Origin of the sequence: Desulfuromonas sp. DDH964 (assembly GCF_001611275.1) — a bacterium.
GTDB lineage: Bacteria > Desulfobacterota > Desulfuromonadia > Desulfuromonadales > DDH964 > DDH964.
Genome location: NZ_CP015080.1, coordinates 323,987 through 333,825, shown reverse-complemented (window position 1 = coordinate 333,825; position 9,839 = coordinate 323,987). Strand labels below are relative to the sequence as shown.

At 56.4% G+C, this 9,839-nt stretch carries 13 protein-coding genes; all 13 read right to left on the bottom strand.

Features of this window, described 5'->3' with window-relative positions:
- Window positions 1–353: 353 nt before the first annotated feature.
- Window positions 354–701: a lipoprotein gene (locus tag DBW_RS01640; protein ID WP_157471692.1), complete on the bottom strand. Its 348-nt coding sequence runs from the start codon at window positions 699–701 to the stop codon at window positions 354–356.
- 15 nt (window positions 702–716) lie between these two features.
- Window positions 717–1,211, bottom strand: a complete 495-nt coding sequence (locus DBW_RS01635; protein WP_066723288.1) for a JAB domain-containing protein — start codon at window positions 1,209–1,211, stop codon at window positions 717–719.
- Between the two features lie 77 nt (window positions 1,212–1,288).
- Complete coding sequence (locus DBW_RS01630) at window positions 1,289–1,666, bottom strand: TSCPD domain-containing protein (protein ID WP_157471690.1); 378 nt, start codon at window positions 1,664–1,666, stop codon at window positions 1,289–1,291.
- A gap of 59 nt (window positions 1,667–1,725) precedes the next feature.
- Window positions 1,726–2,481: a hypothetical protein gene (locus tag DBW_RS01625; RefSeq protein ID WP_066723282.1), complete on the bottom strand. Its 756-nt coding sequence runs from the start codon at window positions 2,479–2,481 to the stop codon at window positions 1,726–1,728.
- Between the two features lie 90 nt (window positions 2,482–2,571).
- Window positions 2,572–4,311 carry a cobaltochelatase CobT-related protein gene (locus DBW_RS01620; protein ID WP_066723279.1) on the bottom strand — a complete coding sequence of 580 codons (1,740 nt, stop codon included), beginning with the start codon at window positions 4,309–4,311 and terminating at the stop codon, window positions 2,572–2,574.
- A gap of 74 nt (window positions 4,312–4,385) precedes the next feature.
- Window positions 4,386–5,303: a DUF3150 domain-containing protein gene (locus DBW_RS01615; protein ID WP_066723276.1), complete on the bottom strand. Its 918-nt coding sequence runs from the start codon at window positions 5,301–5,303 to the stop codon at window positions 4,386–4,388.
- 74 nt (window positions 5,304–5,377) lie between these two features.
- Window positions 5,378–5,722 carry a hypothetical protein gene (locus DBW_RS01610; protein ID WP_066723273.1) on the bottom strand — a complete coding sequence of 115 codons (345 nt, stop codon included), beginning with the start codon at window positions 5,720–5,722 and terminating at the stop codon, window positions 5,378–5,380.
- 12 nt (window positions 5,723–5,734) lie between these two features.
- Window positions 5,735–6,664 carry an AAA family ATPase gene (locus DBW_RS01605; protein ID WP_066723270.1) on the bottom strand — a complete coding sequence of 310 codons (930 nt, stop codon included), beginning with the start codon at window positions 6,662–6,664 and terminating at the stop codon, window positions 5,735–5,737.
- An 88-nt stretch (window positions 6,665–6,752) separates the two neighbouring features.
- Window positions 6,753–6,956, bottom strand: coding sequence for a hypothetical protein (locus DBW_RS01600; RefSeq protein WP_066723267.1), 204 nt, complete (start codon window positions 6,954–6,956; stop codon window positions 6,753–6,755).
- On the bottom strand, window positions 6,944–7,114 hold the full coding sequence (locus DBW_RS18350) for a hypothetical protein (RefSeq protein ID WP_157471688.1): 171 nt from the start codon (window positions 7,112–7,114) through the stop codon (window positions 6,944–6,946). The genes DBW_RS01600 and DBW_RS18350 overlap by 13 nt, the downstream gene beginning before the upstream one ends.
- An 81-nt stretch (window positions 7,115–7,195) precedes the next feature.
- Window positions 7,196–7,420, bottom strand: a complete 225-nt coding sequence (locus tag DBW_RS01595; RefSeq protein ID WP_066723265.1) for a DUF6117 family protein — start codon at window positions 7,418–7,420, stop codon at window positions 7,196–7,198.
- An 87-nt stretch (window positions 7,421–7,507) separates the two neighbouring features.
- Window positions 7,508–8,452 carry a hypothetical protein gene (locus DBW_RS01590; protein WP_066723262.1) on the bottom strand — a complete coding sequence of 315 codons (945 nt, stop codon included), beginning with the start codon at window positions 8,450–8,452 and terminating at the stop codon, window positions 7,508–7,510.
- 218 nt (window positions 8,453–8,670) lie between these two features.
- Entirely contained in the window at window positions 8,671–9,732 is a 1,062-nt protein-coding gene (gene bet, locus DBW_RS01585) for a phage recombination protein Bet (protein WP_082820125.1), read from the bottom strand.
- Window positions 9,733–9,839: the final 107 nt, after the last annotated feature.

Sequence of the window (9,839 nt, the reverse complement as noted above, 5' to 3'; positions counted from 1 at the left end):
CTCGCTATTACGAATGGGTAGTGGGTAGCGCCGTAGCCGTCCAATAATTCATAATAAAAAAGGGAGAGATGGTCAACAGGACCACCTCTCCCTTTTTTCTACCCCATACTCAAAATTACCACCCGAGCGTTAGGGGCCTTTCTCAGGATCAGCTTCTCGAACTCATCCCAAGAGAGTGTGTATTCACGATTGTTGATTCTGACCTTGACCGACATCGCCTGTCTCCTTTCCGGTTGAAGTTGGCCCGATAGGGCTTCCTGCAACCCCCGTCGAAAATGGACAGGAGCTCCAAGAAGCCCTACCGGGGTACCGGAAGGGATAGATCTATGTGATCAGGTCATAGGCGCTCGGGGCTAATAGTTCGCCTTTTTCATCAGCGCCTCATATTCTTCATCGCTGAGGGCTTCATAAGCCTCCCGCGAAATATCGCCAGGCAGGCCAGAACGCCAGCGTTGGCGGCGTTTTTCCACAGTCTGGCCATCCGGAACAATCGGCTTCGCAATGGCTGCCTTACCGTCTCCAGAAGAACCGGAGCTGGCGTTGGCCACCGTCGCCGCAGCCCATATCGGGAGGTGGATGACCGCTCCAAATGGATTGGTTGCTCCCGCAAGCCGGGTGTTTTCTTCAGCCTTCTTGAGGCCGGCTGCAGAGCAGCCGGCCAGGACAAGGACAGAAAGCAATAAAGCAACAAGTTTCCTCAAAACGTCCTCCTTTTCCTATAAAACTCCGTTGTTCGCGAAGGAGTAGTAGCCCTCCTCGCCAACAATTAAGTGATCCAGCACTCGGATTCCGAGAAGTTCCCCGGCGTCCTTGAGCCGTTTGGTCATTTCGATATCTTCCCGGCTCGGTGTCGTATCGCCCGAAGGGTGGTTGTGAATGAACAGAACCGCTGCCGCCGATGACAGCAGGGCCGCCTTGTAGACCTCCCTCGGGTGAACGATACTCGCACTGAGCGATCCGATTGAGACCCTGTCAAAACAGATAATCCTGTTTTTGGCGTCCAGGTGAAGGGCCACAAAATTCTCCTTGGCCTCCTTTGCCAGGTCGCGGAACAATTCGAATACGTTCTCCGCGCTGGTGCAGGTTGATTTCACCCAAACAGGCGCGTTCTCCCGAATGACTTCGTTGCTGAAAATCGCCCGGATTGACCGGATGCAGATTTTCTTGGTCTGCGGCTCGGGTTCCAGGCCAAATAATGTCATGTTTTCCATATCCTGATCTCCTTGTCGGGAGCGGACATGGACCCCATCCGGGGGCTTTGTCCGCCCCCGTAACTGGGTGATGGTTGTTATCGGTTCAAGTTCATCTCGTCAGGGTTCTCCCGCATTCCCGAATGCAACCGGATGGCTTTTCCGATGGCATCGACGCAGGACATGATTTTTTCGTCACCATCAACCACCGGTGCCCGGTGACAACCGTGACCGATCAACCCTTTGATCGCGTCACCCACATCCATTCCGGAGCGCAGCCCGTAAGACGTGATGATCGTCAGGGCGTTGGCGACAAGGCTGCCGCAGGTACCAGACTTTCCGAACCTAACGAACACTTCCATGAGGTCGCCGGTCTCCGGGTTGTCATTCATCGTGACGTAAATTTTCCCGCATGGAGATTGCATCTCCAGGGTTTCTCCTTTAACGGCTTTTGGCCGATGTCTTTTGGGTGTCATTATTATCCTCCTCGGGGAGTCCAGCAGTGCCGAACTCCCCGCGCCAATGAGATCGACGATCAGGACAACGCCTCGTAAACAGCCTTCAGATCAATGGCTGTCTGGGTAACGCTGTCGAGATAAGTCCAGGCTTTCGATACGCTTCCATCGCTTTGAGGAACCTTGACCAGCTCCTCGTCCGGTGTGGATTCGGTGTCATAATCAATGACCATGACCTTCCAATCCGCCATCAACTCGGGCTGATCGGAGACAATCGCCTGGACAATTCCTCCCTGGAGCACGATCCCAAGATAGGGAGTCGGTCGATTCAAAACCCTCTGCACCTCGCCTAATGCCACCATCTGGATCTCCGGCTCCTTCATGGAGCCAATGACCAGAGAGGCTTCAATGGTTCGCAAGACCGACAGTGGAGACTGCGGCAGGCGTTGCCGATTCGCGGGTTCTGTTTCAACGGTTTCAAGAGGGATGGAGTCGGTCTCCCACCGGATGCTGGTGTGCTTGACGTAACCACTCCAAAAATAATCATTGGAAGTGACATTCAACGTCACGCATTCGACACGGCAGGCATAACCCTCCTCTTCATCTTCCGGTTCTCTAAAGGCAATCGGCCCGTCGTCTTCCTCCGCGTCATAGTCCCGCAGGAAAAAGTCCGGGGAACAATCGAACTCGGTAATTTTGTAAACTCCGAGCGCCTTGGCGGCTGTCGCCAGTTGACGAATGCGGGCATCGAGAGCTGGGGTGATTTCCACCACCGCTATTTCAGGCCCGTGATCAAACTCGGAACCGATATGGACCTCCAATATTTTTTGACTCATGCTCTTCTCCTGTCATGGGGACCGGGAGAAGTGCCCCGGAAGGGGATCAAATCCCCCGTCCGGGTTGGTTGTTGCTATTGGCGTGTGTGTTTATTCGGTCAAGGCTTCCTGAAAAAGCCCGAAAACCGCTTCTGGTAATTCACTGAGACTCTGGACCGTTCGATGTCTGGCAAAAAGATGCCTCGTCGTCCCTTGATCCAGAATGCCCAGCCCCATGAGTTCGACCCCTTCGCTTTCCAGTTTTTCGAGAAGGGCTCTTACCAATCCGGGGTTGGACGGCTGACCGTCGGTTGCGACCAGTAGTATTTTTCTCCTCTCTTGTCTGACGGCCATCTGGACTCTTGCCCATCCAAGGGCCTGAGCCAGTGGAGTGCCACCGTTGGCCGTCATCGCGTAGTTCTCCTTCGTCTGAGACGCTGTCCGCCCAAAAGGGGTCATGGACACAACCGCGCCAGCTTTTCCCGGGAACGCTCCAGTCGCGACGCTGATTCCTGGAATGGTGCCGAGAACGTCGGCAAGAGCCAGAACAGTTCGCCTCGCCAGCTCCATGCGTGGTCCCGACATGGACCCCGAACGATCAAGAAGAACGATCACGGCGGTATTGATAGCCCGTTTCTCCTCTTTGCGTCTGAAAACGCGGGGATCGCCAGCGGGCAAACGGTGCAGCGTTCGGTGGTCAACCAGACGCCCGAGTCTGCCTGCACAGGATCTCTTCAGCTTGGACGCTTGAACCAGTCTTGCGAGTTTGGAACGAAGCGCCACGGTTTCATGTCGAACCTGGTGAAGATCCGGAGGACTTCCACAGGCCACTTCTTTAGCGAGCTGTTCTCCTGGGTAGATACCAGTCATGGATTCCATGCCGTTTTCTTTGACCGCCTGATCGGACGCCGCCTGCAAGGCGTCAGCGGTCATCTGGCCGAGATCTCCGAACGCGCCGGGATCTTTGCTCAGAATTCGCTTCATTATGGCTTTGCCGGCATCCGATGACGACCCAGCGCTGCCGGAGGTTTCTGAGATGCCGTCCGTGTCTAACCGGGACCGTGAATCATTCGAGCCGCTTTCCGGTGGATCTGCACAGTTCTGGTCGTCCGGCGTGGACTTGGCGGATGAAGGTTCCCCTGGGGGCTCCTGATCGTTCTGGGGATCTCCCTTCTGCTCCTGATCGGAACAGGACGAGGATTGGCTCTTTTCCTTCTGCTCGGTCGGTTTTTGTTGGGACTGACGCTGAGCCTGCTGAAGCAGGGCAAGGATCTCTTTGGCGAGATCATGTGCCTGGCGGGTCGTTGAAAGCCCATCGACCCTCTTCAGCAAAGTCTCAACCTGGTCCACAAGAACAGCCCCAAGGAGTTTTGGCAAAGTGCCCCGGGCTTTTTGAGCGATAGGAGCCAAAGCCGACTGCTTCAGTACCCGGCTGCGGCATTCGGCCAAGATCCAGCCCAAGAAAAGCTGTTCCGGTTTGTTGGCAGAAGGCGTGAACGCCCCTTCGTGCGCCAGATGTTCTGCGAGCTTCCGCAGGTTGGCGGCGCAGCCGGGATAGGTCCACCCCATCGCCTGTTCGATTCGAATGTCTTCAAGGATGTTGGCAAGAGCCTTGTGCATCGGGGTGTCCTCACGCACGGAAAAATCCGTGTGGCGGACATGACCGGCTTCATGGTCAAGATACCCACGCGCCAAGATCCAGGCCGATTCGTCTCCTTCAGGAAGCACCGGCAGATAGATGGTGCTCCCATCTGTCATGGCCTGGGTTCCCTGAATGCGGACTTTAACGCCCATCTTGTCCCCCATCGCCATGGCGACAACGGGCAGGGAGCGTATGAAAATGCTGTTCATGGTGTCCTCCAACAGAACGCCCCCCGTCCGGGGCGTTTCGATAAAAACGGACCCCGAGACGGCGGGAAGGGAAATCAGAACCAGGTCGCCGGCATGGCTGCGGCCAGAGGCGCTGGCGTCATCTCCCCAAGTTCAATGAAAGGTTCCATGTTCTTTTCGATGTCTTCGTCTCCATCCTCCTGTTCAAGGACGACAGGGTTCTTCGCGCCCTCCAGATCGACCAGGGTGTGCAGGACTCCCACCAGTTGGCGAAAATCCCTTCCCTCCAAGTAGCCGGATTTCGGCAGGCCGTTCAATTCTTCCTCGATGCCGGCGATAACTGGAACGAGGCTTCCTTCCAGAAACGACAGCCCTTTGGCTTTCTCCAAAAGTGCCCGGATCGGCCGTAGAGCCTTCTGGCTGACCTTGGCCCGTCCCCGGAAAGACGCTTCCCAGGTCTGGATCGCGGATCGCGAGATTTCCTTGATGAGACGATCTCCGAGAGAATTCACGGATGCAGTCAATCCGTCGTCCAGCCCTTCAACGCCTTGGACCTGGAAGGTCTGGTGCGAAAATGAAAGACGGCTGGCGATGGATTCGATCGGTTCGATTGCCTCCGCGACCATGTGACGCCATTGGCCAGGCAGAGTTTTCAGCCAGACTTCAGTGGACTCGCTGTAGCGGGCGAGAAAGTGTTGCTTCTCCTCCGCGAAATCAACGGCCACCTTTCTGAGTTCGTCGACCACAGCCTCGGCCTTGTCCTGGGGGATGGCGTATCCACCAAGGAACCGGACTCCGGCCGCTTCGCAAACGCGTTCGGCACGTCTTCTCAGATTCTGGAATGTTTTGAGCTCGTCAGGGTCGCAGATCTTCTTGACCCCGAGGGATGCAAGTTCTTCCGGGGGAATGTCCCCGGCGGTGAGGTTGAGATCGGCGGGTTGAAGTTTCTTCCGGCCGCTCCAGATATGAATATTCAGGCTGACGCAGATCAGCTTGTTCAGCATGTCGAGCATGGACTTCCTCCTTCATGATTTGCCCGGAGGAATCCCCCTGCCGGGAGATTTTCTCCCCGGGTGGGGTTGTCGACTTAGAACCAGTTCTCAGTGTTTTCTTTTTCCCACTCACGCAAGACCGATGAGACGCCGGGCAAAGGTTTCGCGACCGGACGGATCGGCTTCTCGGGTGGTGGTGGGGCGACGCCGGCCAGGCTCGGTTGCTCCCGAACCAGCATGTAGCCCTTTTTCATTTTCTTGTTGGCCCGGCTTCGGGCTTCTCCTGCCGGGTCCGGATGGCACTCGGACACAGGGATGAAGCGTTCCTGCATGGTTCGCGCATCGGTTTTTCCAAACCGGATGACCAGGCCGTCGGGCCTGACTTCAGCAAACCAGTCCTTGCTGCCTCCAGCCGGATGGTAATAACGCAAATGGATCATTGCTTGGCCCTCCTATCCGAAAATGCGTTGGGCAATTTCCGCCAACGCGCTCCGGCTTTCTGGTTCGGCCCGGAATGACAGGGCGCGTTCCAGAGCGTGGAGCAGCGGATTTTTCCCCTGCGCCGCGAGCGGCCGAAAGAATTCCGCCATCTTCGCCCACCGGACCAGTGTCCGGGTGGAGAGGGTGACTTCGACCTGTCCGCCAACGAAGAGCTTTCGCACCTCGGCAGCAAAACTGATCATGCCTTTTCTCAGTTCTTCGGGAAGCGCCGGGACGACTCGGGACAAAATGCTCAACTCCTGTTCCATCTCCGGGTAGCCGACTTCGACCATCCAGAAACGATCCAGAAAAGCGAGATTCTGCCGTAGCGTCCCCTGGTAAAGCCCCGTCTGATCTCCCGATCCAGCCGTGTTCCCGGTCGCGATGAAGCAGAAGCCGGGGGCAGGACGCACCATTTCGCCACCCTTCTCAGGGATCACCAGGGGTGCCCCTTCAACGATGCCGTTGAGCCCGGCAGCGGTCGCCGGATCGAGCAGGTCGATCTCGTCGAGAAGGAACCAATGTCCTTCCCGCATAGCCGTGGTGAGAGGCCCGTCGACAAACGACATGGAGCCGGACACCAAAGCGTAGTGACCGATCAACTCGGGGGTTTCCAGACGGCTATGGGCGGTGACGCGGTGAACAGGGATGTTCAGGCGGGCTGCGACCTGAAGAACCAGTGTTGATTTCCCGGACCCAGTGGGGCCAGTCAGATAGAGTCCTTCGGTTCCGCCAAGCATGTGCCAGGCAAGAATGTCGGAAAGGAGGTCCTTGCGGAACAGGTAGTGCTGATCCAGTCTTGGGACGAAGGGGCTCCCCTCATGATAACCCTGGATCGTCAGTTCCTCGGGAACTCCTTCAATGCCGAAGGTTTTGGCGATACTGAATGCATTTGTTTTCATCGTGTCTTCTCCTTGGTCGAAAATTGACCCGGAGGAGACACGTCCCCTATCAGGGGAGGATATCTCCCCCGGGTTGGGGTTTAATCGGTCAGGCCGCTTCGCCGGCTTTCCACACCGAGATCATTCGCGGGATGGAACCGGCCTTATAGGCCACGATCACCAGATCCTTGTAACGGAACCGCAACGGGTTCTCGTTGAGGATCGGGGCGGCCAGGCGGCAAGCTTCAACGGCTTCGTAAGGAATTTCGCGTTCCAGGATACGGTTCGCGGCGTGCATCGTCAGCGCGACCATGACGCCACCTCTTTTTCCATATCCCTATAGGCTCCGTAGGCTTGAAGAAAGTCACGAGAGCGCTCCTCTCTGTCAGGACGCAGCAACGGGGTCAGGATCATGTGCAGAAAAAGCAGCATGGTCAGCCCTATTGCCAACAGGTAGCTGATGTCTTTCATCGTGTCTCCTTGTCCGAGCGCAAACACTCCAGATAAGGAGGCCCGCCAGGGCGACGTTTGCGCCCCGCTGGGGATTTGTTGTTAGGCGGCGCTGCTGGTCGCCGGTATCACCTCCTCATAGGGATTGCCATCGAACAACCTGGCAACAGGAACGAATTCGAACTCGTCCCGGTAGCGGTTCACGGCGCAAACCACCATGACCGGCTTGCCCGTCGATGAGCAATGGCATTCCATGAGCGCGAGATCGCCATTGACGGCCGCCTTTTTCAATGTCTCGAAATTACTTTTGTGTCCCTTGGAAATCATTGGGCCTCCTTGTTGACCGTGGGTAAAGGGAGGCCCCCTTGACAGGAGGAGAACCTCCCATCTGGGATGTGATAAGTATTGTTTCGCCTAGATCGGCTTGATGTCGAGCCGGGTGAAACCGGCGCGTTCCTTTTTCACCTGCTGGTAAACCTCGGGGAACCGATTCTTGAGCAGCTGGGCATCGACGGTCTCCGAAGGACCTACCTCCGAAGCGTTGATGAACAGACTGTCCGATGTCCCCTTGAAGCAGGTTCCGGTAAAGGAAAGGACGTCTTGCTTGAGCTTGTTGACCTTCTTTTCTACCGCCTTCTTCTGTTCGGTCGCTTCCAGGTGGCTATGCGCCAAGGTCTTCACCTCATCGGGGATGACGATAGCGCCGTCCAGAAAAGCCGGGCAGTCAGTCCGATACGGACAATATCCGCACAGAAGACCAGGCTCCACGTCCGGCGTTTCCCCGGTATCGAGGCAAGCCTTGATGCGTCTTCCTTTGGCAACCAGAAGGTTGAAGGTGATTTCGTCCGGCTTGTAGCTGTTGAACTCATGCCAGGTGCCGGCGTTCAGGTCGATGGCGAGAATACTCCCGCCGATGTCAGCGTCTGGGTATGACAGGGCCAGCAGGCCCATCTGGAAATGCAGTTGGTCCACCCAGGAACCGTATGGGGTTTCGGGCAGTCCGTTGGTGGTTTTCAACTCGACGACATGCAACCTGCCGCTTTTCGCCTTGAACAGGAAGTCGATGTGACAGAGCAGATCTGGAAACTCGGGATGGCGGATCTCCATTTCCCGCAAAGGGGTCAATCCTCCCGCCTGGAAAATCCCGTGAATCAGATCCTCTGCCGCATGCCCCCGGGCGAACTTCAGTAGCGTTGCCGCGTCATGCTCAACCGGCCTGGTGCGTGCCAGAACCGCCTTGCGGGGGCAGCCACCGATATCGGAAGCACCGATATAGGTTCTGCGATCCCCAAGATGCTGGCTGCTGAGCCGGTTCTTCTCTTTGAGGGCCTTTTCGAGAAAGGCTTGAAGTTTGCTCATGACGGCCCCCTAGAAAATGATCGCAATGACCGCCACCATCGGCAGGCCGAGAGCGACACCAGTCATGATGTTTTTCATTTCCACGAATTCGAGGGCTTCGATAATGGTTTTCATGTCTTGACTCCTAGTGGTTGGACCACAGGGGAGACAAGACGCACCCCTCCCGGGGAGATCGTTTGTCTCCCCTGTCGGGTCGGTTTGTCGTTCAGATATGTTTGTTACTGAGCGGTCAGATACCAGCTCTTCAGTTTGCCATCCCAGCGAAACCCGATTTGCTTGAGAAAGTTCCGGTGTTCGTAGGATGAGGCGTAAATGGTCTTGCCGTCTTCGGCTAGCTTCGCTTCGATCTTGTGAGCTGCGAGTGCGGAGAGAACCGCATCGACGCTCTGAGGATTGCTGAAACTTTTGCCGGATTTCTTCCGCTTGAGAGCTTCAATCGCCTGCTGGTACATGGCATGTGGAAGCATCTCCAGGGAAGGAACGCCGAGATACTGGAGAAATTTGTTCTCGTCTGTTCCGGTGCTGTGAATCAGGCTCTGAAGGGTGGTCAACTGTCCTTTCGACAGAAGCATTTCCGCTTCGGAACCCGGTTCCGGCTCTTCTTCATGTCCTTGGTTATCGCGTTCGCGATAGTCCTCGTGGGGGGTTACATCGCCTGCCAAATCGTCAACCACATTGCCGGCCTGATCCATTTCTTCCTGGACATAAAGACCAGAGAGTTCTTGGGGGAACGCACGACGGATCGCGAGAGCTTCAGCGACCTTTGCGATCATCAGGTCCGGCATGGACGCCCAGAAACGGGTCAGGTTGCCCTGTTTCGTCCTTTGCGCGTAGGTTGAAAAACGGGCGACAGCCCATAAGGGTTCTTTGAAGTCGGTACGCAGAACGCCAACTTTAGCCGCGAAGGGCGTGGTGGCGTCATCGAGCCAGACTTCTTTCCACTCTCCGTTTTTGCCACACCAGTACGGTCCGAGTTGGCCGGCGTACTTGCCGGTTCTCTCCGCGATCAGCCTGAAACCGTCAATCGAAGTCTGAATGGACATGACCTCGCGGTTCTGGCTGGAATCCCAGCGTTTGATGGCGTGGATCTGGCGGGCGAACGGGTCCAGGCCGGTGCGTTTGCACTGGTTGACGAAAAGCTGAAGCTCATCGTTACTGGCTCCCCTGCAGATCGTTCGCTTGATGAGGGTGATTTTTTCCTCGTCGAACAAAGACTGGGGGACAGGTAGCCTGGATGTGTGGTTATGAGGGATGAGAGCTTGTGCTGTTTGAGCGGTCATCACTGTCTCCTTTCTCGGGCGAAAGCCCGAACTGGGGAGACAGAACCGCCCCGTCCGGGGAGATGGTGTCTCCCCTGTGGGATGGTCACTGCGTTTGCGGATGGAGT

What these genes read in the sequence shown, in the direction of transcription:
- DBW_RS01595 (WP_066723265.1), bottom strand. Translation starts at nt 7,420, where the DNA reads ATGATTTCCAAGGGACACAAAAGTAATTTCGAGACATTGAAAAAGGCG.
- DBW_RS01620 (WP_066723279.1), bottom strand. Translation starts at nt 4,311, where the DNA reads ATGAACAGCATTTTCATACGCTCCCTGCCCGTTGTCGCCATGGCGATG.
- DBW_RS01615 (WP_066723276.1), bottom strand. Translation starts at nt 5,303, where the DNA reads ATGCTCGACATGCTGAACAAGCTGATCTGCGTCAGCCTGAATATTCAT.
- bet (WP_082820125.1), bottom strand. Translation starts at nt 9,732, where the DNA reads ATGACCGCTCAAACAGCACAAGCTCTCATCCCTCATAACCACACATCC.
- DBW_RS01590 (WP_066723262.1), bottom strand. Translation starts at nt 8,452, where the DNA reads ATGAGCAAACTTCAAGCCTTTCTCGAAAAGGCCCTCAAAGAGAAGAAC.
- DBW_RS01600 (WP_066723267.1), bottom strand. Translation starts at nt 6,956, where the DNA reads ATGGTCGCGCTGACGATGCACGCCGCGAACCGTATCCTGGAACGCGAA.
- DBW_RS01625 (WP_066723282.1), bottom strand. Translation starts at nt 2,481, where the DNA reads ATGAGTCAAAAAATATTGGAGGTCCATATCGGTTCCGAGTTTGATCAC.
- DBW_RS01605 (WP_066723270.1), bottom strand. Translation starts at nt 6,664, where the DNA reads ATGAAAACAAATGCATTCAGTATCGCCAAAACCTTCGGCATTGAAGGA.
- DBW_RS01630 (WP_157471690.1), bottom strand. Translation starts at nt 1,666, where the DNA reads ATGACACCCAAAAGACATCGGCCAAAAGCCGTTAAAGGAGAAACCCTG.
- DBW_RS18350 (WP_157471688.1), bottom strand. Translation starts at nt 7,114, where the DNA reads ATGAAAGACATCAGCTACCTGTTGGCAATAGGGCTGACCATGCTGCTT.
- DBW_RS01635 (WP_066723288.1), bottom strand. Translation starts at nt 1,211, where the DNA reads ATGGAAAACATGACATTATTTGGCCTGGAACCCGAGCCGCAGACCAAG.
- DBW_RS01610 (WP_066723273.1), bottom strand. Translation starts at nt 5,722, where the DNA reads ATGATCCATTTGCGTTATTACCATCCGGCTGGAGGCAGCAAGGACTGG.